Genomic DNA, 23,064 nt, shown 5'->3' with positions numbered 1-23,064 from the left:
ACCCTAGGTCCGGCCGCCTGATCGTGATCGGCAGCCGGCGCGGTGCGGCGTCGCCGTCACAACTCGACCGACTGTCCGGGTGCCGTCTGGAGCATCGGGGTTCGCGTTGGGCCCGTTTCACCGAGCATCCTCTGTGAGCCGGCCCTGCCCAACTCGCTGAGGATCGCGTCATGAATGGGGATGGTCTGGCGCGGCGCAACCGACCTCACGTAGTCGATCGCTTGTGCGGTCACCGTCCACGGGCCAGAGGTGGGGAGCAGGAGCGTGTCGACCGGCGCGCCGGGAGCGATGTACGCGTCACCGGGATGCAGCACCTTTCCGCCTACGAGGTAGGCGACGTTGGCCGGGACCGGGATCTCGGGGTGGATCACGCCGTGCAACCCGGCGAAGGCCGTCACGTCGACGGCGCCCACGGTCAGCTGCGCGTCTTCGGTGAGGGCGACCACACGCCCTTCGGCCGCCGCGGAGGTGCCGGCCAGCGCGTCCGCCACTGCTTGAGGTCCGTACACGCGCAACTCCGGTTGCTCCTCGAGAGCGGCCCGCACGGCATCCGCGTCGAAGTGGTCGAAGTGGTCGTGCGTGATCAACGCGGCGTGCGCGTTCCTGAGCAGGTCGGCGGCGGCGGGCGTCAGGGTTCCCGGATCGATGACGATCGTCGTCCCGTCGTGCTCGATCGTCACGCAAGCGTGCTCGTGCCTGGTCAGCTTCATATGTCTCCTCACGATGTGTGCGCAACTATACAACACTGTTGTATACAGTGCTCGCGGCCTTCGTGCAGACGTGGAAGGCTCGTCATGACGAAATCGAGAGGATGCCAGTGAGCAGCAACGACGCCGACCACGCCCGCGAAATGACGATCGATGAGGATGGCCTGGCCCGCGGGTGGGAAGCGAATCAGGCCGGCTGGCGCCGTAGCAGTGCCGAGGCCGAGGGGGTGGACCCGGCGGGCATCCGTTCGCTCATCGACGACCTGGACGGCGACCCGACGCAGGACCCGCACGCTCTCGTCGTGGTTCGGCACGGCGCCGTGATCGCGTCGGCACAGTGGGAGCCGTACGCGCTCGATCGGCCCCAACTCGTCTACTCCCTCAGCAAGAGCTTCACGTCGACCGCGGCCGGATTCGCGGCCGCGGAGGGCCTTCTCGACCTGGACGCGCCTGCCGCAGACTACTTTCCGGAGTACGCCGACAGCGTTGCGCGCGCGAGCAGAGGCATCCTGGTGCGGCACCTCGCGTCCATGGCGACCGGCCACCTGAACGACATGATCGTCGCGTTCGCGATGGATCCCGAGCATCCGATCAAGGCGTTCCTCGGTACACCGCCGGAGCGTGAACCGGGCAGCGTCTTCACCTACAACCAGCTCGCGACCTACACGCTCGGCGCCATCGTCCAACGCCGATCAGGCGTGCGCTTGAGCGAGTACCTGCGACCGAGACTGCTCGAGCCGCTCGGTATCGCTCCCGTCGGCTGGCAACAGGAGCCCGTCGATGTCGAACTGGGCTTCTCCGGGCTGTTCACGACTCCCGAATCCGTCGCGAAGCTGGGGCAACTCTACCTGCGGCACGGTGTGTGGAACGGCAAGCGCCTGCTGTCCGAGTCGTGGGTGCGGCAGGCGACGAGCCTCCAGGTCGACAACGCTCTGCGCAACTCCCTCACCAAGGCCGACTCGGACTGGGAGCAGGGGTACGGCTTCCAGTTCTGGATGGCGCGGCACGGCTACCGCGGAGACGGAGCCTTCGGCCAGTACTGCATCGTGCTGCCAGAGCACGACGCCGTCGTGGCCATCACGTCGCAGACCGTCGACATGCAAGACCTGCTGAACCGCGTGTGGAAGCATCTGCTTCCGGCGTTCCGCGACGAGCCGCTTCAGGAGACCGGCGGCGGCGACGCGCTGCACGGCATCCGCCGGGGCATCGGCTTCCCGATCGCCACGGCGCAGGAGGGTGCGAGCGAGGAAGAGTTCCTCTCATTGACCGAACTCGATGCCGCGGCCGCCGGCGAGTACCAGCGGTCCGCCGAAGACGTATCGCTCGAGGAGTATGAGACCCTGACCTCGGTGGCCTTGGAGCGCGAGCACGGGTCCGGCGCGAGTGGATGGCGAGTCGTCGTGCGCGAGCAGGGCAGTGCGGAGGCGGCCGCCATCCCGCCGGCCGAAGCGACCTCGGCTGCAGAGGCAGCAGACGGCTGGCTCGCGGCAGTCGCTCCGGAGCGCACTTCGACGACACCGACAGGCACGGTGGGCGGGCTCGTCGGTGACGGCGAGTGGGTCGTGACCAATGGTGGGGAGTCGGGAACGCTCGAGGTCCCGGTGGCCGTGCGGGGCGGCATCCGCTCCTCCGATGGCGTGCTGCGCATCGACGTCGCCTTCATCGATACTCCGCACCGCCTGACGTTGTCGTTCGACCTGGGCGCCCGCACCGTCACCCCACGGTGGGTGACCCGGTCACTCGGATTCTCCGGCGCGTACCAGCTGCGCGCCGTTCGTCCTGGCGAGTCGTTCGCCGTGCAGCGCTGATCCAGGGCGGCGGCGGTTCTCGCTTGCGTCCTGGCACCCCGCTTCGCTGACGAAGCACGGGCGCCCGCACGCGGTAGCCGTTTCTCTTAGCGAAACGGATGCTGCGGGGTCACGATGCGATCACGCCAGCAGGAGCTCCCGGATGCGTGCGCCCAGCACCGCGGGATCCGCGTCGTGGCCCTGTCCCTCGAGCACGTCGAACTCGCCGCCGCGAGCGCATTCCGCCACTTCGCGCGCCCCGAACCGCATCATGTCCGGGCTCGCACCGCCGGCCAGCGCCAGCACGGGTGCGGCGATGGAGGCGACCAGATCTACGGGGATCCGGCTGTCGCCCATGACCGCGTCGTCGTAGGCGAGCGTGGGCGCGAGCGCTGTCATGCCCGGCCACGCCGGGGACTGCCGGATGCCCGCGAGCGCCTCCTGTGGCATCCCCACCCTGCGAAGGAAGAGTTCGACCGCTGCGTCCCGGTCACCAGACGTGAGTGCGTTCGACAGGGCAGCGGTATAGCTCTGGGCATGGGCAGCGAGCGGCTCAGGCATGTACGGCGGCTCGAACGCGATGACGGCACGCACCCGGTTGCCGAAGCGCGCGGCGGCGCGCAGCGCGAGCGCACCTCCCGACGAGATCCCGACGAGCGTCGGCGCACCGCACGTGGTGCCTGTCGAGTCGAGCAGCGTGTCGAGCAGCGCTTCGAGATCGTCGAGCTCGCGGTCCACGCTGTACGGCTGGGCGTCGCCGCTGGCTCCGCGGCCCCTCCTGTCGTACATGAGCACCGTGAAGTCCGCGTTGAGCTGTGTGCACACCGGCCGCATCGGGCCGGAGTCTCTGAAGCACATGGCGCCGTCGATCAGGATGACTCCGGGGCCGTCTCCGTGCAGCTCATAGCCGATGGAGGTGCCGTCGGCGGAACGAACGGTGATGGAGGATGCTTCGGACATCTGCTGGCCCTTCCGTTCAGAACTACAGTCTGCGTCGTAGTAGGTCGCGGTGGGAGTCCTATGCGGCGTCGGCCGCGTAGGCGCGAAGGAACGCGTCTGCCGTGGCACCGGCCCGTTCGCCCGCCAGCAACGCCCGGTCCTGCAAGGGGCGATGGGGCCAAACCACAATGAAAGCGGGAATCCTGGAGGCGAAGTGACCCGAACACTTGGCCGCCAGGATTCCCTTTGTACCCCTGGGAACGCACCGTTCGCCTCCCCTCCTGGGGATGCCTGCTGGGAGTGCTCGATGCCACATCCAGTGGATATGCCTCTAATGTAGCGCGGCCCAGCGGCCTCCGCCTGGGGGGTTGACCTCTGAATGCGGTTTGTGGGATGGCTATGAGTTGCGAACGATCTCCACACGCAGGGCTATGCGCTCGCTGCGTACCCTGCGGGTCTGAGCCTGCAGCGCCCTGGCAAGCGACCCGGCCTTGGCCCTCGCGGTCGACGAACTCGGCGCGCTCAGCGCGATACCCGCGCGGATGCACTTGGCCGCGCGATCGGCCTGCACGTGCGTCACGCCCTCGGCATCTTCGAGCAGAGGGACGAGTTGGCGGCTGAGCATGCGGAACTCGGCACCTGCGAAGTCGGGAACGTGGAACTCGATCTCGGCTGCATAGTCGGGCATGCGCCCACGCTGCCACCGTGCATTCTGAGCAGCTTTGGACCGCGTTATGAGGTCGCTGTCTGAGGTTGCGCGGAGCATCCGTCGACTCGACCGGTCGATCAGCGTGCGTAACGTTGCGCGAAAGCGCGGAGCAGGCGCGACGGCCACTCGACGGGCGGCGCAGCGCGGATGGTCCGCTCGGTCGAGTCCAACTCGTCCGGCTCGAAGTAGCCCTCGTAGCGGTAGGTGCGAACCCGCTCGACGATGTCGTCTGCCGTCAGCTCGGGGTGGAACTGAGTGGCGTAGAGGTTGGTCTTCACCTTGAAGGCCTGCACCGGGCAGGAGTCCCCTTCGGCGAGCAGCGTGGCATCCGCCGGAAGTCTCGTGACGGCCTCCTTGTGCCCGACCCACGCGCCGAAGGTGGGAGGCATGCCTGCGAAGAGCGGGTCGCGCATTCCTGCGTCGGTCAGCCGCACCTGCACTGTGCCAACCGGCTCGCCGTAGGTGCGGTCGATCACACCACCCTGGTGCACGCCAAGAGTGCCGACGCCGTAGCAAGCGCCGAAGAACGGGAAATCGGCATCGACGATGCGATCGAGCAGTGCGGAAAGCTCCGCCTCGACCCGCAGCTGCACCTGCGTCTTTGTTGCGCGCGGGTCGCTGGCGTTGAACGGGCTGCCGCCGAAGAAGACGCCCGAGTAGGCATCCAGGTCGATCTCTGGCAGCGGATGCTTCTCCAGGCGGACGCGGGTCAGCTCGCTGCCGCCAAGGCCCGCGAACGATCGGAACGCCTCGTACTCCGCGTCGGCCAGATGGTCGTCGAAACGCGTGGCGATGAGCAGAAACGGGCGCACGTTCTCCAGCGTCGCAGATGGAGCGGAGATGGGAGGCGGAGTTTCGGAATAAGGCAACAGGCCTTCGCGTTGCGAACGAAATACCCCTGGGGGGTATTATCGAATCGAACCTGAATGAGGAGGAAACGACGATGGTGACCACCGAGTACGACGTGACGGGTATGAGCTGCGAGCACTGCGAGTCGTCGGTGCGCGAAGAGGTCGGTCTGCTGGAGGGCGTGCAGGAGATCGCCGTGAGCGCCAGGGATGGCAAGCTCCTCGTCACCTCGGCGGCGCCTATCGACGATGGCGCGGTTCTCGACGCAGTGCGTGAGGCGGGGTACACCGCCGTGCGTCGTTGAGGGAGGCGTCGATGACTACGCTGACGCAGACATCCGATGCTCCGAGCATCGAACTGGAGATCGGCGGCATGACCTGCGCGTCGTGTGCGAACCGCATCGAGCGCAAGCTGAACAAGCTCGACGGCGTGACCGCCAGCGTCAACTACGCAACCGAGCGGGCATCCGTTGCCGTTCCTGCCGGAATCGAACTCGCGCAGCTCATCGCCGAGGTCGAGAAGGCCGGATACAAGGCATGGGTGCATGCGCCCGCCGTCACTGCCGCACTGAGCAGAGGGCAGGCCGGCGCAAGTGACGGTGAGCGCAACACCGATGGCACTGCGCTCGCCGACCCCGAGCTGGACTCGCTGCGCGGCCGGCTGATCGTGTCTGCGCTGCTGTCGGCTCCCGTCATCGCGATGGCCATGATCCCGGCGTTGCAGTTCGCCTACTGGCAGTGGGCATCGCTCGCGCTGGCCGCGCCCGTCGCGGTGTGGGGTGCGTGGCCGTTCCACCGTGCAGCGCTCGTGAATCTGCGGCACGGCGCTGCGACGATGGACACCCTCGTCTCGATGGGGGTCGCCGCCGCATTCCTGTGGTCGCTGTACGCGCTCTTCCTCGGCACGGCAGGGATGCCTGGCATGCGGCATCCGTTCGAACTCACGCTCTCTCGCGGCGACGGTACCGGGAACATCTACCTCGAGGTGGCGGCGGGCGTGACGACGTTCATCCTCGCCGGCCGCTACATCGAGAAGCGTTCCAAGCGTCAGGCCGGCGCCGCGCTTCGTGCCCTGCTCGAGCTCGGCGCGAACGAGGCCAGGGTGCTGCGCGGCGGACGCGAGACATCCGTTCCGGTGGTCGAGCTGGAGGTCGGTGACGAGTTCGTCGTGCGTCCGGGTGAGAAGGTCGCGACCGACGGCACAGTGGTCTCTGGGGCATCCGCGGTCGATGTGTCGATGCTGACGGGTGAGTCGGTGCCGGTCGAGGTCGCTGGTGGCGACCAGGTGGCGGGCGGAACCATGAACGTGAGCGGGCGACTCATCGTGCGCGCAACGCGGGTGGGGGCCGACACGCAGCTGGCGCAGATGGCGAAGCTCGTCGAAGACGCGCAGGCCGGAAAGGCGCGCGTGCAGCGGCTCGCCGACCGCATTTCCGGCGTCTTCGTGCCGATCGTGATCGGCGTGGCAGTCGTCGCATTGATCGCATGGCTCGTGGCGGGCGCGCCCGTCGCCGCCGCCCTCACCGCGGCGGTGGCGGTGCTCGTCGTCGCCTGCCCGTGCGCGCTGGGCCTTGCCACTCCGACCGCTCTCATGGTCGGGACGGGACGCGGGGCGCAACTGGGCATCCTCATCAAGGGGCCAGAGGCGCTCGAGTCGACACGCAGGGTCGACACCGTCGTGCTCGACAAGACGGGCACCGTCACGACCGGACGCATGGCGCTCGAGGGCGTGAACGCTGCATCCGGGGTCGATCGCGCCGAGGTGCTGCGGTACGCGGGCGCGCTGGAGGATGCCTCGGAGCATCCGATCGGGCACGCGATCGTGACCGCCGCGAGGAACCAGTTCGGCCAGCTGCCGACCGCTGACGACTTCGTGGGCGTGCCGGGCAAGGGCGTTCAGGGCGTCGTCGACGGGCGCGCCGTGCTCGTAGGCAGGGTCTCGCTACTGGCTGACTGGGCGGTACCGCTGAGCGCCGAGCTCGAGGATGCGAAGGCGGCGGCCGAGCGGGACGGCAAGACCGTCGTTGCTGTCGCGTGGGACGGCGTGGCGCGGGGCATCCTGACGGTCGCCGACACGGTGAAGAGCACGAGTGCCGAGGCGGTCGCCGGCTTGAAGAGGCTGGGCCTCACGCCCGTGCTGCTCACGGGAGACAACGCAGCAGTGGCCAAGCGCATCGCGGCCGAGGTGGGCATCGACGAGGTCATCGCCGAGGTGCTCCCGAAGGACAAGGTGGAGGTCGTCGCGCGCCTTCAGGACCAGGGAAAGACGGTCGCGATGGTGGGCGACGGCGTCAACGACGCCCCTGCGCTGGCGCAGTCGGATCTGGGCATCGCCATGGGAACGGGGACCGACGCGGCCATCGCTGCGTCGGACATCACACTCGTCGGGGGAGACCTCCGGGGAGCCGTGAACGCCATCCGACTCTCGCGGGCCACGTTGCGCACGATCAAGTCGAACCTGTTCTGGGCGTTCGCGTACAACGTCGCTGCTGTGCCGATCGCGGCGCTCGGCCTGCTCAACCCCATGCTGGCGGGAGCCGCGATGGCGTTCTCGAGCGTGTTCGTGGTGGGCAACAGCCTCAGGCTGCGGGCGTTCCGTGCAACCGTGGGTTGAGTAGCCCGCCGCCTTGCGGCCCGCGTATCGAAACCCGTTGTGTTCCAGGGGGAGTGGGTTTCGATACGCGCGCTTCGCGTGCTAGTCGACCCGCGGTGGCGCGGCGGCCGTGACTCAGCGGGCGTAGGCCTCGCGCAACAGCTCGCTCAGCGTGTGCGTGGCGACCGCATGCATCCGCGGGTTGTCGTCGGAGGCGGTGGCGAGCGCGGCGCCCATTACGAGAGCCCAGCCGCGAGCGCGGAGCCAGGTGGCGGCATCCGTCGCGCCCGACAGCGGATGGGAGGAGTCCGCAACCACCGCGCGGAACACCTCCCGCGCCTCAGGGCGGAACGTGAGCCAGGCCGTCGCCAGGTCGGTCGCGGGATCGCCGGCCGTGAGGTCGCCGAAGTCGAGCACGGCTGCAAGCGACGCGGGGTGGCCCGCACGGTCATCCAGCAGCAGGTTGCCGGGATGCAGGTCGCCGTGCAGCCAGATCGGTGGCCCTTGCCAGGGTGGTGCGGCAAGTGACTCCTCCCACAGCTCGCCCAGTGCGCTGAGGTCCCAGAGCCGGCGCAACTCCCAGAGGCGCTCACGTACGACACGGTCGCGGGATGCCAGTGGTACGCCTCGAACCGGGTTGAGCGGAACGTCCGGGTGCAGTTGACCGCCGGGCATCCGGGGTGCCGGAACGTGCAACGCTGCGACGAAGCGCGCGAGCGGCACGGCGAGGGGCGTGCGATCGGGTGCCGCGACATCCGCTCCGTCGACTCCCTCGACCCAGCGCAGCACGCTCCAGGTCCAGCGGAACAACGCGCTGGGCGCTCCCACGCGAACGGGAACGGGCACTGCCGCGGGCAGGCCCGCGGCGAGCTCGGGCAACCAGCGCTGTTCGTGCGCGATCAGGTGGGCTGCCGCGTCGCGGCGCGGGATACGCACGGCGAGGTCGTCTCCCAGCCGGTAGATCGCGTTGTCCCAGCCGTTCGTCACCAGCCGCAGATTCCCGCGCAGGTCGGGGTGCTGCTCGTTCAGCAGGGCGCGCACCAGTTGCTCGTCGACGTGGATGTCTGCCGCTGGCGTCTGCATGGGGTTCAACGTTAGTCGCCGCCCAACGACGGCACCGGATGAGGATGCCTGACCGGGGATAGGCTCACGCCGAGCAGGCGGCCGACGAAGATGACCGGGCGTCAGGGCGAAGGAAGGAACCACGATGGCAGACGGCGGCAACGGCTCGGCGGAGCGGAACACGGACTACGACCCAAGCGACTTTCGACGCGTTTTCGAGAACCACTTCACGTGGGCTGCGGCCTTCGAGCGGAACACGCACCGGTACAGCCGGCGACCCGCGTTGACCGATCCGTCCTCTGGTCGTCGTTGGAACTATGCAGAACTCGGCCAGGTGACCGGGCGGCTCGTCGAGGGGCTGCGTTCCCGGGGCATCGGAGTCGGCGACATCGTCGGGTACCAGTTGATGAACGTTCCGGAGTTCGCCTTCCTGTACATCGCTGCACAGGGGCTTCGCGCCGTCAGCTCCCCGATGAACTTCCGACTCGCGCCGGCCGAGACCGCGCACATCCTCACCAGCCAGAAGCCGACGGTGTTCGTGTACGACACGGATGACGCGTCGAACGTGCGTCAGGCGCTCGAGCTCGCCGAGCACACGCCGCGCATCCTCGCCGGCGTGGGCTCGGGCGAGGTGCTGCCAGGCGCGGTGCGGTTCGAGGAGCTGCTGGCGGATGACGCTCCCACCTTCCACGCGCCCGCGGATGCCAGCACCTGGGATGAGACGTCGCGTCTCTACACCTCGGGCACCACGGGCATGCCCAAGGCGGTGCCGCTGACCAGCCTCAACGAGGTGCTCACGGCGCACGACGTGATCATGCACTTCCCGCTGGCGCCAACGGACAAGACGATGAACATGTCGCCGTGGTTCCACCGCGGCGGCAACTACTGCGCGGGACCGAACACGGCGTTCTACGTGGGTGCCGAGGTGGTCACGCTGCCGAAGTTCGATCCGCAGGTGGTGCTCGACGGCATCCAGGAGGACAGGCTCACGTACGTGATCGGCGCCCCGACCAATCTCGAGCGCCTGGCCGATGCCCAGGAAGCACAAGCGCGCGACCTGTCGTCGCTGCACGGCATCGTCACCATGGGCGCTCCGCTCGACCGCGCCGCCGCGCTGCGCTACCAGCGCGTGCTCACTCCGCGCATAGCGAACGGCTACGGAACGACCGAGGCGTTCTGGAACACCTACCTGCGGCCCGACGACCTTCCGGATGCCGCAGGCGCGGCGGGCCGGGCCTGCCTCGACGACGACGTCGCGGTCGTCAAGGTCTTCGCCGACCGGATCGCGTCGCCGGACGAGTACGCGAAGAAGGACGGCCAGGAGATCGGCGAGGTGATCATGCGCTCGGTGAAGAGCGGATACGCCTACCTCGGCAACCCTGAGGAGCAGGCCGAGAAGTTCAGGGACGGCTGGGTGTATCCGGGCGACCTCGCCACGTGGGACGAGAACGAGATCATCACCGTGGTGGGTCGCAAGGACGACATGATCATCTCGGGAGGCGAGAACGTGCATCCCGTGCAGGTCGAGGAGGTGCTGGCCGGTCACGACGACGTGGCGGACTCCATCGTCGTCGGCCTTCCGCACCCTGAGTGGGGCGAACTCGTCGTCGCCTACGTGCAGCCGCGCGAGGGCAAGCTGACGGATGCCCGCGCCGCGGCCGGCGAGCTCGACGCCTACCTGCGTGCGAGCGTCGCGCTCGCCGACTACAAGCGTCCGCGCAGGTACACGTTCGTCTCGGACCTGCCGTACACGGCAACAGGTAAGAAGCAGCACTTCAAGCTGAAGGCGCAAGCGCCGCAGGATGCGGAGGACGGCAAGCTCGTCGCGCCCTAGGCCGCACCGATACTCACGCCGGGCTCATCTCCTGGCCGGCATCTGTCGCCAGCGCGGCCAGGAAGCCGCCGACGAAGCAGTCGCCCAGCCCGATCGTTGTGGGGTGCGCGACGGAGACCGAGTACGCGGGGACGCACACCACCGGCTCGCTCACGACCTGCGGAAGGGACTCCGCAATCCGGCGGTGTTCGGCCGGCGGTTCGAGCTCGTCGATCGCTGCGACACGCGCCGCGGTGACCCCGTCGCCGTGCACGTAGCGCGCCGTTGCCGCGGAGACTCCTCCGCGTAGCCCGGTCGAGTATCGCTCGGCGTTCGGTCCGGATGCCAGGGCCCAGTATCGGGTGTGGATCACCAGAGTGGGGTGGGGGATGAGGGCACGCACGTCGTTGATCGCACGTGCGACCGAGCCGGGGTCGAGAAGATCGACGTCGCGGCCGACATGCGTCTGCAGCTCGTCCTCATTCATGCTGTACACGTCAACGATCGGCGAGATGCGTTCACGAACCGTCCGCTGCAGGTGCGGCGAATGGAACCCGGCATCCTCGTACATCACGACAGCCGTCGCCCGGCGCACCGCGAGCATCGATCGCAGTTCCCCGAGCCGATGTTGCAGGAGCTGCAGGTCTGTCATCACATTGAACCCGGACACGAGCAACCACTGCGCCGTGCGCGCGGACTCTTGAAGGTCGGGGCTGAGCTCCATGCGAACGTGCGGCGGATCGTTCGCGAAGATCAGCCGATCGGCGCCCTCGATGCACACCTCCCCATCGGCGAGCCCGATCCGTGCGTGCCTGGGCAGCTGCACGATCAGGTGCGGAGGCATTCCGTCGTGAACGGCGCTGGAGATGTAGTCGCAGTCACGGGGATACAGCCGCCGGAAGTCGTCGTCGATGCTCACGAGATGCACGGTCGAACGCACGCCGAGCGCCCTCATGATGAGCGCGGCGCGAACACATGTCCCGCCCAACGTGACCGTCTTCTCGTGCAAGGCCGCGAACTCTTCGATCACGGAGGGCGACCGAACGAAGCGCTCGCCGCCGTGCCGTTCGAGAGCGAACCCGAGGATGACAGCGACGAGCGAACGCTCGTCGCTGATCGGGAGCGACGAGTCGCATTCGTCACGGCGGATGCCGTGTTCCAACGCCAACCGCTGGAGAAGCTGCTCGTCCCAGACGATTTCGTAGTCGATGGTTCCACCGAGGCCGAGGATGATGTTCCCCGGCCCCGAGGGAGACATCGCGTCAGTAGAGATCCGCTTTTCCGGCTGCATCGAAAAGTTCGATCTTCTGCTTCGCGGTTTCCTTCAGTGCTGCGATCGGCTCGGGCTGGATGACGTTCGGCTCCCGCAGCCGCTCGTCTGTGCCGAGCACCTCGCGCATGCGGTTGTGGTATGAGACCTTGATGTCGCTGGAGATGTTGATCTTGTTGATTCCGAGCTCCACCGCTCGGCGAAGTTCGGCGTCGGGGTTGGCCGAGCCGCCGTGCAGCACCAGCGGGATGCCGGTGGCCGCCTTGATCTCCTGGAGCAGATCATGCCGCAGTTCCGGGTTCTTGTCTGCCGGGTACAGCCCGTGGGAGGTGCCGATGGCGATGGCGAGGCTATCCACCCCGGTCTCCTCGACGAAACGCACGGCGTCTGCCGTGTTCGTGTAGATGATCTCGGCGGCCCCGGATTCACCGTAGCTGTCGTTGGCTCCGATGGTGCCGAGCTCGCCTTCGACCTGCACGTTCACGGCGTGCGCGGCCTCGACCACCTTCCGGGTCAGCGCCACGTTCTCGTCGAACGGCTTGAGCGACGCGTCGATCATCACCGAGGTGAAGCCCGCTTGGATCGCGGTGATCATCTGCTCGAAGTCACCGCCGTGATCCCAGTGGATCGCGACGGGAACGCTCGAGCGGTGAGCGCGGGAGTGCATCGCAGCGATGAGGTCGGTGGTGATGTGCGCCACCTCGTCCGGATGGATGGCGATGATCACCGGCGCCGCCAGTTCTTCGCTGATGTCCATGACTCCGTTGAACATCGCCCAGTCGCTGATATTGAAAGCGGGAATCGCAAAATTGTGCTCGTTCGCTACGTCGAGGATGGACTTGCCTTTGTACAGCACGGTTTCTCTTTCTGTGTTGTGGTCAGGTCGGGTGGCTCAGGACTTCACGGCGCCGGCCGCGAGGCCGCCGATGAAGTAGCGCTGGAAGATGAGGAAGAGCACGAGCACGGGAATCGAGCCGAGAATGCTCATCGCCATGACCTCGTTCCAGAGGTAGTTGTTCTGGCCCATGAGGAGTTGAATGCCGACGGGTACCGTCCTGCGGTCGTCCGTTTGAGTGAGGGTCAGCGCGAAGAGGTACTCGTTCCACGAGATCATGAACGTGTACAGACCGACGGACACCATGCCAGGCACGGAGACGGGCACGAGAATCCGCCAGAGGACCGATAAGGATGTGGCACCATCCACCCGCGCCGCTTCGTCGAGTTCGCGGGGAAGGCTGTCGAAGTAGGCGGTCATCATGATGATCGCGTACGGCAGCGTGAAGACCACGTAGGTGAGGATCAGGCCCTGGTAGGTGTTGTAGAGGTGCAGCCCGACCATGATTCCGAAGAACGGGATCAGCAGGGTGATCGGGGGAACCGCCTGCACTCCTATGATCACCACTCGGATGATCGACTTGAACCTGAACTCGTATCGGCTGAACACGTATGCGGCCAGCAGCGCGATGACGAGCGTGATGATGACGACGCAGATGGCGACGATGTAGCTGTTGACGAAGTACCCGATCTTGACCGGGTCGGTGAGGACCGCCACGTAGGGCTGGAGAGAGAACGAGCCGTCGAAGAGCTTCGGCGGGTAGGCGAAGATGTTCGCGTTCGACTTGAACGAGCTGGACAGCATCCAGAGAACCGGGAAACCGGCGAAGACGGCACCGACCAGCAGCGCGACGTAGATGAAGACGCGTCCGACGTTGCGTTTCGTGCGGGTTTTCAGTGCGATGCTCAAAACAGGCTCGCCTTCTTCTGCTGACGTACGTAGAAGATCGCGACGAAGAGCGATGCCAGAAGAATGAGCACGGCACTCGTGGATGCCAGTGAGAACTGGTAGCTGTTGAACGCGAGCTTGTACGTGTAGGTGCTGAGAACTTCGGTGTGGTTGATCGGGCCGCCGCCCGTTGTGGCCCAGATCAGGGTGAACTGCTGCGTGGTCCAGAGCAGGTCCAGCAGCGCCATGCTGAACAGGATCGGCCGCAGCGCAGGCAGAGTGACGCTGAAGAACTGGCGAATGAGCCCAGCTCCATCGACGCGAGCGGCTTCGTAGAGATCGCCAGGTACGCCCTGCAGCCCGGCGAGCAAGCTGATCATGAAGAACGGGTAGCCGGACCAGATGTTGATCACGGTGACCGCGAGGAGCGCGGTCGCAGGTGTGGCGAGCCACGGCACCGCTTCGTGCAGGATCCCCAGTGCCTGCAGCAGGTAGTTGACGACGCCTGAGGGGTCGAGAAGGAGTCGCCACAGCACCGCGACGACGGAGGCGGTGAAGATCCAGGGCAAGATGTAGATCGCCCTGAAGATCGCCCGCGGCAGTTTGTGTACGAGCTTCGAATTGAGCATCAGTGCGAAACCGATACCGATGATCATGTGGATGACGACGCTGGCGACCGTGAAGACCACGGTGTTGACGACCGCGTTCCAGAAGTTGGGGTCGGTGAGGATCGTGAAGTAGTTGGCGAGCCCGACGAACTGCGGGTTCTGGTTCGTGACGACGTTGTCGAAGAGCGAATACGCGATGACGATGACGACCGGCACGACCATGAGGCCGGTGACGAGCAGCACCGTCGGCGCGATCAGGAGGTACGGCTCGAACGGTCTGCGTCGCCCCCTGCGCGGACGTGACGGCACGGGCGATGCCGGGCTCGTGATCATCACCGTGTCTGGTGGTGATGTGGTCATGGTGGTTCCTTTCGGGGCGGCCGGCTGCAGCAGGCCGGAGCCGGCCGCCCGTTCTGCAGGTCAGGTGCAGATCAGAATTGCTTCTTCCACTGGGCTTGGACGTTCTGGAGCATCGCCGAGGTCGACTCCTGGCCGGCGACCGACTTCTGGAACTCCGTGAGGAACGAGGTCATGAGCTGGTCTGCGGCCGGAAGGCCGGTGAACTCGTTGACCGGCTTGCTCTTCTGGTAGATGGCGAACGCGGCCTGGAAGTGCGCGTCGGCGCCGGTGAAGTCCGGCTTCGACGTCTTGTTCCCGGGGAACCCGTTCGCGAGTGTGGAGAGCTTGGAGTTCGTGTCCTTGCTCATCAGGTGCTGGATGAACTGCCACGCCTGCGCTGCGTGCTGCGTCTTCGCGGAGATGCCGATACCCCACGATGCGGTCAGCATGCCCTTCGTGCCGCTGTAGCCGTCCTTCACCGGTTGGGCCGAGACGCTGAACTTGAGGTCAGGTGCGCCCTTCGTGATGGTCGTCACGTGCGCGAGAGAGTCGATCATCATCCCGACGCGGCCGTTGATGAAGTTCGTGACCTTGTCGGTCTCCTGCAGGCTGTTCGCGCCCGGGAGCACGGCGTTGGAGCTCACCAGGTCTTTGACCATGTTCACGGCACCCGTGACGTCGGCATTGCCTGTGAGGTCCGGTTGCCCGGCCTTGAGCATGCTGCCGCCGGAGGCCCACGCCCAGGACAGGATGTCGTTCTGCACACCGTTGGGGTTCGTGGTTCCGAGGGGCACTACCCAACCCTTGGCGCCGGCATCCGACTGGCTGATCTTCTTGGCGTCGTCGGTGAACTGGCTCCAGGTTGCAGGCGGCGTCGTGATGCCCGCCTTGGCCAGAATCGCGTCGTTCGTGAAGAGCGGGTAGACGAAGTTGACCACAGGGATCATGTACGTGCTGCCCTTGAACGCAACCTGGCTGGCCAGGTCGCTGTCGTCGTATTTCGCCGACTTCATCGCGTCAGTGAGGTTGTAGAGCGCGCCCTGCTTGTACAGGGGGTTCACCCATGACCCATCAAGGCCGACGATGTCGGGCAGCGTGCCTGACGCGGCCTGCGAGATGGTCTGCGTCTGCAGCGACGCGAACGGTGCACTGATCAGCTTGACGGTGATGTTCGGATGCGCCTTGTGGAAGTCATCCGCGATCTTCTGCAGGGCGCCGCTCGGCATTTCCGGGGCCCACCACTGCGAGAAGGTCAGGTTCACCTTCTGATTGGTGTCGCTGGCGCTGGGGCTGCCGCCGCTGCAGCCCGTCAGCGCGAGCGCGGCCGCGGACACCGTCGCTGCCGCTGTGAGCATCCATCGCGATCGTTTGAACGACCGCTGAGCTCCCTTGCCCATGATTCTCCCATCGTTGGTAAGACTGCTGCTGCTCTTTACCGCTTTATGCAGTTATCTGCATGATAGGAACGTCATGCTTGCGACGTCAAGCAGAAAACAGCACGGTCTACCGAAAAGGTAGGCCTATACGTGCCGTTCGATGCTGTTTTATGCTGCTGTCCTAGGCTGATGCCGACGCATCCGGATCTGAGGGGGAAAAACGATGAGCATGCTGGAAGCTGAACGGCGACTTCCCGCTGGGCGCAAAGCGGATCTCGCGGCTTACGTGTCGGAACACGGCGAGGTAACTGTTGCCAAGCTCGCGTCGCACTTCGGCGTCTCCACCGACACCATCCGACGCGACCTCGATCAGCTCGACAGTGAAGGGCTGCTCATCCGCACCCACGGCGGCGCCGTCAGCCTGAGCGCGGGAACCAAACCCGATACGGAGCTCGAGGTCAGGCTGCGTGTGCAGACGGCGGCGAAGGAAGCGATCGGGCGACGGGCCGCCGCACTGGTCGAAGACGGATCGGTGGTCATGCTCAACGGCGGCACCACGACGCTCGCGCTGGTGCGTCACCTCAGGAAGCAGCGGAATCTCACCATCGCGACCAACAATCTTCGGATACCCGCCGAGATCTCACCGAACGTTCTTCGCGATCTCTACGTGTTCGGTGGCTCCGTGCGCACGGTGACGCAGACGACTACGGGACCGCTCGCGTTGCGACTCGGCTCCAGCGATCGCGAGATCGAGGTACGCGGCGACATCGCCTTCATCGGTGTTGGGGCCGTCTCCCCGACGAGCGGGTACTCGACCAGCAACGTCGGCGACGCCGACATGATGGCTGCGATGATCGCACGCTCATCCCGGGTCGCCATACTCGCGGACTCTTCCAAGTTCGGGCGGGACCTGTTTGCGCAGGTGGCGACCATCGCCGCGGCCGACTACTTCATCACGGACGCGCGACCGCCCGCCGACCTGGTCGCCGAGTTCGAGGCCGGCGGCGTGGAGGTCATCGTCGCGGACCAGTGATGGCCGTGGTCGCTGCGCCCACCGCCGGTTGAGTAGCGGCGAAGCCGCGTATCGAAGCCCGGCATCCCAGTGCGCGGCTTCGATACGCCGGCCATTGGCCGGCTACTCAACCGGCGGTGGGTCAGTGCAGCCAGAGGTCGGCCGGGGGTGCGAGGGCCTCGAGTTCGTCCCAGAGCTCGGCCGGGATCTCCATCGCCGCGTACTCGAGGGTCTGCTCGACGCGCTCCGGTGTCGAGATGCCCACGACCGTCGAATCGACCACCTCGGACCGGAGCGAGAACTGGAGCGCGGCAGCTGGGAGAGGCACGCCGTGGTGGGTGCAGGCATCCTGCATGGCGGACGCCGCTGCGGCGATGCGGCCGTCGCGCTCGCCGTATGCGTAACCGGGCTGCACAGCAGGGCCCTTGGCGAGCATCCCGCCCCCGAACGGCGCAGCATTGAGCGCACCGATCCCGCGCGCTCGAGCGGCTTCGAAGAGCGCATCGGCCGAGCGGTCGAGCAGGGTGTGCCTGTTGTGGCTGAGAACCACGTCGAATGCGCCGGTGTCGAGATAGCGGCCGAGCAGGTCGACGGGCCCGCCGGCCACGCCGATGTGGTCGACGACTCGCTGTCGCTTCAGATCGACGAGCGCCGCAACCGGTCCATCGTCGGCCGTACCCTGCTCGAAGGTGATGCGCTCCGGGTCGTGCAGATGAAGCAGGGGTATGCGATCCACGCCGAGTCGCTCGAGACTCTCGTCGAGTGATGCCCGAACCCGAGCACCCGAGAAGTCCCCCGTGACGGGGTCCGGATCCACCTTCGTCGCCAGCACGACGTCGTCCGGCAGCCCGCCGTACTCGCGCAGTGCGGCTCGGATGCGCCGCTCCGCCGTTCCGTTCTCGCCGTATCCGTTGGAGGTGTCGATGAAACGGATCGGGCTCTCGAGCACGGCAAGAACCGTGTCGATCGCCCTTCGTTCGTCCACCTCGTACCCGTACAGCCGGGCCATGCTTGCCAGCGGACTGGTTCCGAAGCACAGCTCCGAGACCTCGATGCCGCTCGTGCCCAGGCTTCTGGTTGCCACGGTCACCTTCGTACCTCCTCCGGCTCGGGAGCGTCGACGGCCGCGGCGTCGACGGGCGCGGCGGTCTGCTCGGTCGACATGACAGGAGTATGCCTGGCGACCACCGCTCGCGCGTCATGGTACGCGGCCACGAAGCGGTCGAGCACGGCCTCGGTCTCCGAGTCACCGGCTGCCGCATCCGGATGCTCGGCGCGCCACCCGATCATGCGCGCAACAGCGCGCTCGAACGTGAGCGTGGGCGCGTAGCCCGGCACGAACCTGCGGATCTTCGTCGTGTCGAAGATGGCCGAATGCCCGAGGTCGCCGACCATCTCGCCCGACCAGAACCACTCGGGCGCGATGACCGGGTAGAGCTCGCTCGCGATGTGCACGAGCCGCGGCTCGACGCCCAGCGCCCTCGCGACGATCGTGTAGATCTGATCCCATGTGTAGACGTCGTCGCCCGTGATGTTGAAGACCTCTCCGATAGCGCGGGAATTGCCCAGGAGGCCCACGAGTCCCTGCGCGAAGTCCTCGGCGTGCGTGAGCGTCCAGAGCGACGTGCCGTCCCCGTGCACCGGCAGCTCTTCGCCTCGCGCCAGCCGGTCGACGACGGTCCAACCGCCAGGCAGCGGCGGGTTCTGGTCGTCGTAGGTATGCGACGGACGCACGATCGTCACAGGGAAGCCGGATGCCTGGTGCGCCTCGAACAACGCCCGCTCGGCTCGCCACTTCGCCGTCGCGTACGGCAGCGGCGGGTTCGGACCAGTGGGTGTCGACTCCGTGATGGGCACCTGCCGCACGGGCTTTGCGTAGATCGATGCCGAGCTGATGTGCACGTACTGGCCGACGCGGCCTGAGAAGAGGCGGAGCATCCGTTGCACGTCGCCCTCGTCGTAGGAGAGGAAGTTGACGACGGAATCGAACTCGCGGTCGGCGATCGCACGGGCGATCCCATGCTCGTCGGCGACATCGGCCGTCAATTGCTCGACGGATGCCGGCAGCTCGCGTTGCGCCCGGTTCGAGCCGCGATTCAGCACGGTCACGCGCATGCCGGTCGCCTCCGCTAGGCGCACGCAGGATGCGCTGATGGTTCCGGTTCCGCCGATGAAGAGCACGCTCAGCGGTGCGTTGTCGTGCTTGAGCACAGTGATTTCCTCTCTGGGATGGTTCGCCCGCGTCTGCGAGCGCGGCAAGTTCGAGCGCTGACGGCTCAGCGACCGGCCCACCAGTCCTCGAAGCCGTTCTCGACCAGGCTGATCAGCACGTCTTCACGACGGATGCCGAAAGGCTCCAGCTTGTCGACCACGGCGCGGAAGAACGCCTGCTTCGTGGCGGCGGGGTACATGTGCACGGCCGTAACCCTGATCAGCAGGAGCGATCTGCGGTCGACGTCGTTGTACGTCGGGTCGAACTTGAGCTCACCGGGCCCGTGCGGCCGGAACACCTGGAACCGGTCGTCTGCTGGGATGCCTAGCGCTTCGATCTGCGCCTCGTGGATGGCGTCGCCGATCGCGTCGTGCGACGCGTCGAAGAGCTCGCGGGACAGATCTACTTGGATGAGTGGCACGAGGCCGTCCTCTCTATCGATAAGGGTGGAGATGTGGGCGGCGCGCGGCTCTGCACCGCCCGCCGGAGGATCTGCTACTTGATCGCCCCCGCCGAGAGGCCGCGCTCGAACAAGCCCTGCAGGCACAGGTAGGCGATGATCTCGGGAACCGCTGTCAGCACGGCGGATGCCAGCACCTTGGTCTGATCGTTGCTGAACTCGCCGACGAAGAACTGCGGCACCAACGTGATGGTCTGCAGATCTTGGGACTGCAAGAACACCAACGGCATGAGGTAGTCGTTCCAGGCGCCGATGAGCGTGAAGATGAGCACCGCCGCGGCGATCGGGCGGGTGAGCGGGATGACCAGGTAGAGGAATCCGCGGAAGGAATTGGCGCCGTCGACACGCGCGGCTTCGAACATCTCGTCCGGCAGCCCGTTGATGAAGTTCCGGGTGAGGAGCACCGCGAACGGCACCTGCAGGGCGGCCAGCGGGAGGATCACGGACAGATACGTGTTGTACAGCCCGAGCTGCTGCGTGGTGGCGAACAGCGGGGTGAGAAGCACCACCTCGGGCAGGGTGAGGCAGACCAGAAGCATCCAGAAGTAGACCTCGCGCGCCCTGATGTGCAGCTTCGCGAATCCGTACGAGGCCAACATGGTCACGACGTACACGAGCACGATCACGCCGAGCGCGATGATTCCGCTGTTCAAGAAGAACCGGAAGAATCCGGGCACCCCGAGAACGGCGGAGTAGTTGCCCCAGCCCGCGCCGGCGAACGAGCCCTGCACCATGACGATCAGCGGAAAGAGGAACGGCAGCACGAACACGGTCGCCGCCAGCTGCAAGAGAAGCTTTCCCCACCAGGTTCTGACTTCGAACATCAGTTGGCTCCCTTCCTGACGGATGCCTTCTCCCTCGTGCGCTCACGTCCGGCGGTCTGGAAGATGATGGCCATGACGAGCGCGACGACGAGCAGGATGACCGAGAGTGCGGCGCCGTACCCGGCATGCGCCAGCTGGATGGTGGTCTGGTAGATGTACGTGCCCAGGAACTGGGTGGCGTTGTTGGGCCCAGCGATCGTGACCAGCCATGGCACGTCGAACGTCTTCAGCGCGCCGATCGCACTGAGTATGGCCAGCGCCACCGTCGTGCCCCGCACGCTCGGCCAGATGATGCTGACGAGCGTGCGCACGTTACCGGCACCGTCGATTCGGGCCGCCTCGATCATCGACTGGTCGATCTGGCTCATCGCCGCGAAGTAGAGCACGAAGGTGAGGCCCGTCCACTGCCAGATGGTGATGACCATGATGACCGGCAGCGCCGTGCTCTCCTGGCCGATCCACGGCTGAGCGAGGAAGCCGAGGCCGATGTGGTCGAGCAGCCAGTTGAACTGCCCGTTCGCAGCGAACATCTGCCGGAACACCGGAGCCATGATCGCGGGTGCCAGCACGACGGGCACGAAAACGATGACCTTGTAGAGAACGCCGAGCTTGATCTTCGAATGCATCATGACGGCGAAGACCAGGCCGAGCAGAGTCTGCAGGCCGAACGTGACGATGAAGAACACGACGGTATGCCAAACCGCCTTCCAGAACACGGGGTCCTGGAAGATCCTCATGTAGTTGTGCAGCGCGACCCACTCCGGCTCGGGGCTCAGGCCGTCCCAGTTGAGCAGCGAGATATAGCCGGTGTAGCCGATGCAGTAATAGATGAGCCCGATGCCGAGCACCAGAGCGGGCAGGATCCAGGGCAGGCCGGGGGCGTGCAGCCGGCGGCGCCGGCGGCCGGCCCCGCGAGGGGGACGGCCGCCCTGCGGCGCGGTCGGCGACGTGCGCCTGGTGCGAATCACCGAATCGGTCATGATCGGCCTCCACAGGATCGGTGCACACCCGACGTTCGGAACTCGCTCACTGGTTCGCCGCGGCCTCTGCGGCCTTCTCGAGCGTGTCGGCCGCCTGTTGCGGTGTGGAGCTCCCGCCCGCGACCGATTGTGCGGCTGCGAGGATGGCGTTCTGCACGTCGGCGCTCAGCAGCGCCTCTCGCGGCTCGCTCACGCTTCCCACCTTCTTCAGCAGGTCGTTGACCGGAGTGCTCTGCAGACCCGGATCGACGAACTTGATCTGCGAGAAGTCCGGCTTGACGCCCTTCAGCGTCGGCAGGGTGTCGAGCCGGTTCGCGATGACCTGCTGACCCTCTGTCGTGGTCGCGATCCACTTGGCGAAGGTCTCGGCAGCTGCGCGGTTCTTCGACTTGGATGCCACGGCGAGTCCGTAGTCGGCGTCGCCGTACATCTCGCTGGTGTGGCCCTTGCCCGCGACGTCCGGGAAGGCGACGGGCAGGATGGGGAAGGTCTTCGCGCCGGCGACACCTGCTGCCGAGATCGCCTCGGCCATGGCGGTCTGGGTCGCGTACTGCGTGTACCAGGTGCCCATCATGATCATGGCGTACTTGCCGGTCAGGAACTGGTTGTTCGCATCCGGATACTGCTGAGCGCCCAGCGCACCCGCCTGCATGATTCCGCTGTCGAACAGGTCCTTCCAGATCGTCAGCGTCTTCACGATCGTCGGGTCATTCCACTTCGCCTTTCCTTGCGAGGCCTTCGTCCAGACGCCGGGTTGTACCGAGTTGGAGATCGACTGCAGGGTGTCCTGGTCGAAGCCCTCCTGGGCAGCCCCCTGCACGAAGCATCCGACTCCGTCCTGTTTGAAGACCTGGCAGTCCTTCTTCCACTCGTCGAGAGTCGTCGGAGGCTTCAGGTTGTACTTGGCGAACAGCTGCGAGTTGACCCACAACATGCCTGCGTACGTGGATCCCACGGGCAACGCGGTGAGCTTGCCCTTGAGGGTCATGCCACTGATGGCGATGGGCGCGATCTTCGACTTCCAGTTCGCGCCGAGGGCGTCCTTCGCCACGGGAGCCATGTCTTCGGCGTACGGCCCGAACTGCTGGACGCGTGCGCCTGGCTGCAGATCGAACAGGTCGGGTCCGCCGCTGGAGGCGAGCGCGGCGCGGATGGTCGCGTCGTAGCTCGTGATGTCGATGAGTTTGAAGTTGACCTTGATGTCTGGGTACTTCTTGTTGAACGCCGAGATGAAATCCTTGGCCTCTTGGCTGTTCGTCGGGGTCCAGCCCCACCAGTTGATCGTTCCCTTGGTGGCGCTGCCGCTCGAGCTCTGGTTGCTGCCGCTGCTGCAGGCGGCGAGCCCGAGCGCTGTCATGCCCACCAGTGCTGCCAGGGCGACGGCCCTCAGCGCCTTCTTCGATCGGAATGGCACGTGCATTGTGATCCTCTTCGGTTGCGGATACGGCGTCGTATCCGAGTGGGAGCCGGGATCCGTGGAATCGCGGCGTTCGGGATCGGCGGCCGCCGTTCGCCTGGTCAGAGGTTCGCGCATGGACGCCGTTGTTCTCGCTGCAGCAGCGGGTGGATACCGCTGTCGGCATGACGTTATTCCGCGCGAAACTTCATGTCAAGCTTTCCATGTACGCAAGAAAGTTTCGTTATCGATTGGAGTGCATTCGGAACGGAGCAGCGTGGCGGGTGGCGAGGGCGACGAGGGCCGGGCTGGGCAGGTGCATCCAGGTGCAGGCACTGGGGCAGCACAGGCGAAGGCTGGGGGCGCCAGCTCATCGGGGTGCGCCAAGGGAATCCCGGCCCGACGG

21 protein-coding genes are annotated in these 23,064 nt (G+C 66.2%); 5 read left to right on the top strand and 16 right to left on the bottom strand.

Going from position 1 to position 23,064, the window contains the following annotated elements; translation table 11 throughout:
- Positions 1–56: 56 nt before the first annotated feature.
- Positions 57–710 carry an MBL fold metallo-hydrolase gene (locus ACO2Q7_RS07900; RefSeq protein WP_423355055.1) on the bottom strand — a complete coding sequence of 218 codons (654 nt, stop codon included), beginning with the start codon at positions 708–710 and terminating at the stop codon, positions 57–59.
- Positions 711–817: 107 nt separating this feature from the next.
- Here ACO2Q7_RS07900 and ACO2Q7_RS07895 point away from each other — a divergent pair, with 107 nt between their 5' ends.
- A complete protein-coding gene (locus ACO2Q7_RS07895) occupies positions 818–2,515 on the top strand; it encodes a serine hydrolase domain-containing protein (protein WP_423355054.1) in 1,698 nt (565 codons plus the stop codon).
- A gap of 120 nt (positions 2,516–2,635) precedes the next feature.
- Here ACO2Q7_RS07895 and ACO2Q7_RS07890 read toward each other — a convergent pair whose 3' ends face one another.
- The 3 genes from ACO2Q7_RS07890 to ACO2Q7_RS07880 form a co-directional block, all read right to left on the bottom strand.
- On the bottom strand, positions 2,636–3,454 hold the full coding sequence (locus tag ACO2Q7_RS07890) for an alpha/beta fold hydrolase (protein WP_423355053.1): 819 nt from the start codon (positions 3,452–3,454) through the stop codon (positions 2,636–2,638).
- 376 nt (positions 3,455–3,830) lie between these two features.
- Positions 3,831–4,121, bottom strand: a complete 291-nt coding sequence (locus tag ACO2Q7_RS07885) for a hypothetical protein (RefSeq protein ID WP_423355052.1) — start codon at positions 4,119–4,121, stop codon at positions 3,831–3,833.
- A gap of 98 nt (positions 4,122–4,219) precedes the next feature.
- The gene (locus ACO2Q7_RS07880) at positions 4,220–4,954 is read right to left on the bottom strand and encodes a glutamine amidotransferase (RefSeq protein ID WP_423355051.1); all 735 of its coding nucleotides are present in this window, start codon (positions 4,952–4,954) and stop codon (positions 4,220–4,222) included.
- Between the two features lie 131 nt (positions 4,955–5,085).
- Between ACO2Q7_RS07880 and ACO2Q7_RS07875 the strand changes: the two genes are divergently transcribed.
- Entirely contained in the window at positions 5,086–5,295 is a 210-nt protein-coding gene (locus tag ACO2Q7_RS07875) for a heavy-metal-associated domain-containing protein (protein WP_423355050.1), read from the top strand.
- 11 nt (positions 5,296–5,306) lie between these two features.
- Positions 5,307–7,604 carry a heavy metal translocating P-type ATPase gene (locus ACO2Q7_RS07870; RefSeq protein ID WP_423355049.1) on the top strand — a complete coding sequence of 766 codons (2,298 nt, stop codon included), beginning with the start codon at positions 5,307–5,309 and terminating at the stop codon, positions 7,602–7,604.
- 114 nt (positions 7,605–7,718) lie between these two features.
- Here ACO2Q7_RS07870 and ACO2Q7_RS07865 read toward each other — a convergent pair whose 3' ends face one another.
- The gene (locus ACO2Q7_RS07865; protein ID WP_423355048.1) at positions 7,719–8,666 is read right to left on the bottom strand and encodes an aminoglycoside phosphotransferase family protein; all 948 of its coding nucleotides are present in this window, start codon (positions 8,664–8,666) and stop codon (positions 7,719–7,721) included.
- A 124-nt stretch (positions 8,667–8,790) separates the two neighbouring features.
- Between ACO2Q7_RS07865 and ACO2Q7_RS07860 the strand changes: the two genes are divergently transcribed.
- Complete coding sequence (locus ACO2Q7_RS07860) at positions 8,791–10,479, top strand: class I adenylate-forming enzyme family protein (protein WP_423355047.1); 1,689 nt, start codon at positions 8,791–8,793, stop codon at positions 10,477–10,479.
- Positions 10,480–10,492: 13 nt separating this feature from the next.
- On the opposite strand, the gene ACO2Q7_RS07855 is transcribed toward ACO2Q7_RS07860, so the two are convergent.
- From ACO2Q7_RS07855 to ACO2Q7_RS07835, 5 genes are all read right to left on the bottom strand, one after another.
- Complete coding sequence (locus ACO2Q7_RS07855) at positions 10,493–11,716, bottom strand: ADP-dependent glucokinase/phosphofructokinase (RefSeq protein ID WP_423355046.1); 1,224 nt, start codon at positions 11,714–11,716, stop codon at positions 10,493–10,495.
- A 4-nt stretch (positions 11,717–11,720) separates the two neighbouring features.
- Complete coding sequence (locus ACO2Q7_RS07850; RefSeq protein ID WP_423355045.1) at positions 11,721–12,584, bottom strand: ketose-bisphosphate aldolase; 864 nt, start codon at positions 12,582–12,584, stop codon at positions 11,721–11,723.
- A gap of 36 nt (positions 12,585–12,620) precedes the next feature.
- Positions 12,621–13,472 (bottom strand): carbohydrate ABC transporter permease, encoded by an 852-nt coding sequence (locus ACO2Q7_RS07845; RefSeq protein ID WP_423355044.1) that lies wholly within the window; start codon positions 13,470–13,472, stop codon positions 12,621–12,623.
- Entirely contained in the window at positions 13,469–14,419 is a 951-nt protein-coding gene (locus ACO2Q7_RS07840) for a carbohydrate ABC transporter permease (protein WP_423355043.1), read from the bottom strand. Before ACO2Q7_RS07840 ends, ACO2Q7_RS07845 begins: the two co-directional genes overlap by 4 nt.
- A gap of 71 nt (positions 14,420–14,490) precedes the next feature.
- Positions 14,491–15,753 (bottom strand): ABC transporter substrate-binding protein, encoded by a 1,263-nt coding sequence (locus ACO2Q7_RS07835; RefSeq protein WP_423355042.1) that lies wholly within the window; start codon positions 15,751–15,753, stop codon positions 14,491–14,493.
- A gap of 244 nt (positions 15,754–15,997) precedes the next feature.
- On the opposite strand from ACO2Q7_RS07835, the gene ACO2Q7_RS07830 reads away from it, so the two are divergent.
- On the top strand, positions 15,998–16,807 hold the full coding sequence (locus ACO2Q7_RS07830; RefSeq protein ID WP_423355041.1) for a DeoR/GlpR family DNA-binding transcription regulator: 810 nt from the start codon (positions 15,998–16,000) through the stop codon (positions 16,805–16,807).
- Positions 16,808–16,928: 121 nt separating this feature from the next.
- Here the strand turns inward: ACO2Q7_RS07830 and ACO2Q7_RS07825 are convergent, their stop codons facing one another.
- From ACO2Q7_RS07825 to ACO2Q7_RS07800, 6 genes are all read right to left on the bottom strand, one after another.
- The gene (locus ACO2Q7_RS07825) at positions 16,929–17,876 is read right to left on the bottom strand and encodes an aldo/keto reductase (RefSeq protein WP_423355040.1); all 948 of its coding nucleotides are present in this window, start codon (positions 17,874–17,876) and stop codon (positions 16,929–16,931) included.
- Positions 17,873–18,997: an NAD-dependent epimerase/dehydratase family protein gene (locus ACO2Q7_RS07820; protein WP_423355039.1), complete on the bottom strand. Its 1,125-nt coding sequence runs from the start codon at positions 18,995–18,997 to the stop codon at positions 17,873–17,875. Before ACO2Q7_RS07820 ends, ACO2Q7_RS07825 begins: the two co-directional genes overlap by 4 nt.
- A gap of 65 nt (positions 18,998–19,062) precedes the next feature.
- Positions 19,063–19,419, bottom strand: a complete 357-nt coding sequence (locus tag ACO2Q7_RS07815) for a tautomerase family protein (RefSeq protein ID WP_423355038.1) — start codon at positions 19,417–19,419, stop codon at positions 19,063–19,065.
- 74 nt (positions 19,420–19,493) lie between these two features.
- Positions 19,494–20,282 carry a carbohydrate ABC transporter permease gene (locus ACO2Q7_RS07810; protein ID WP_423355037.1) on the bottom strand — a complete coding sequence of 263 codons (789 nt, stop codon included), beginning with the start codon at positions 20,280–20,282 and terminating at the stop codon, positions 19,494–19,496.
- Entirely contained in the window at positions 20,282–21,262 is a 981-nt protein-coding gene (locus ACO2Q7_RS07805) for a carbohydrate ABC transporter permease (RefSeq protein WP_423355036.1), read from the bottom strand. The genes ACO2Q7_RS07810 and ACO2Q7_RS07805 overlap by 1 nt, the downstream gene beginning before the upstream one ends.
- A 46-nt stretch (positions 21,263–21,308) precedes the next feature.
- Positions 21,309–22,676, bottom strand: coding sequence for an ABC transporter substrate-binding protein (locus tag ACO2Q7_RS07800; RefSeq protein WP_423355035.1), 1,368 nt, complete (start codon positions 22,674–22,676; stop codon positions 21,309–21,311).
- Positions 22,677–23,064 lie beyond the last annotated feature (388 nt).

Origin of the sequence: Rathayibacter sp. KR2-224 (assembly GCF_049446075.1) — a bacterium.
Taxonomy (GTDB): Bacteria; Actinomycetota; Actinomycetes; order Actinomycetales; family Microbacteriaceae; genus Humibacter.
The sequence above is the reverse complement of the archived record's forward strand: the minus strand, read 5'-3'. Positions and strand labels throughout refer to the sequence as shown.

Coding starts and splice junctions, on each gene's coding strand:
- ACO2Q7_RS07900 (WP_423355055.1), bottom strand. CDS start 710: ATGAAGCTGACCAGGCACGAGCACGCTTGCGTGACGATCGAGCACGAC.
- ACO2Q7_RS07890 (WP_423355053.1), bottom strand. CDS start 3,454: ATGTCCGAAGCATCCTCCATCACCGTTCGTTCCGCCGACGGCACCTCC.
- ACO2Q7_RS07885 (WP_423355052.1), bottom strand. CDS start 4,121: ATGCCCGACTATGCAGCCGAGATCGAGTTCCACGTTCCCGACTTCGCA.
- ACO2Q7_RS07875 (WP_423355050.1), top strand. CDS start 5,086: ATGGTGACCACCGAGTACGACGTGACGGGTATGAGCTGCGAGCACTGC.
- ACO2Q7_RS07870 (WP_423355049.1), top strand. CDS start 5,307: ATGACTACGCTGACGCAGACATCCGATGCTCCGAGCATCGAACTGGAG.
- ACO2Q7_RS07865 (WP_423355048.1), bottom strand. CDS start 8,666: ATGCAGACGCCAGCGGCAGACATCCACGTCGACGAGCAACTGGTGCGC.
- ACO2Q7_RS07860 (WP_423355047.1), top strand. CDS start 8,791: ATGGCAGACGGCGGCAACGGCTCGGCGGAGCGGAACACGGACTACGAC.
- ACO2Q7_RS07855 (WP_423355046.1), bottom strand. CDS start 11,716: ATGTCTCCCTCGGGGCCGGGGAACATCATCCTCGGCCTCGGTGGAACC.
- ACO2Q7_RS07840 (WP_423355043.1), bottom strand. CDS start 14,419: ATGACCACATCACCACCAGACACGGTGATGATCACGAGCCCGGCATCG.
- ACO2Q7_RS07835 (WP_423355042.1), bottom strand. CDS start 15,753: ATGCTCACAGCGGCAGCGACGGTGTCCGCGGCCGCGCTCGCGCTGACG.
- ACO2Q7_RS07830 (WP_423355041.1), top strand. CDS start 15,998: ATGAGCATGCTGGAAGCTGAACGGCGACTTCCCGCTGGGCGCAAAGCG.
- ACO2Q7_RS07810 (WP_423355037.1), bottom strand. CDS start 20,282: ATGTTCGAAGTCAGAACCTGGTGGGGAAAGCTTCTCTTGCAGCTGGCG.
- ACO2Q7_RS07805 (WP_423355036.1), bottom strand. CDS start 21,262: ATGACCGATTCGGTGATTCGCACCAGGCGCACGTCGCCGACCGCGCCG.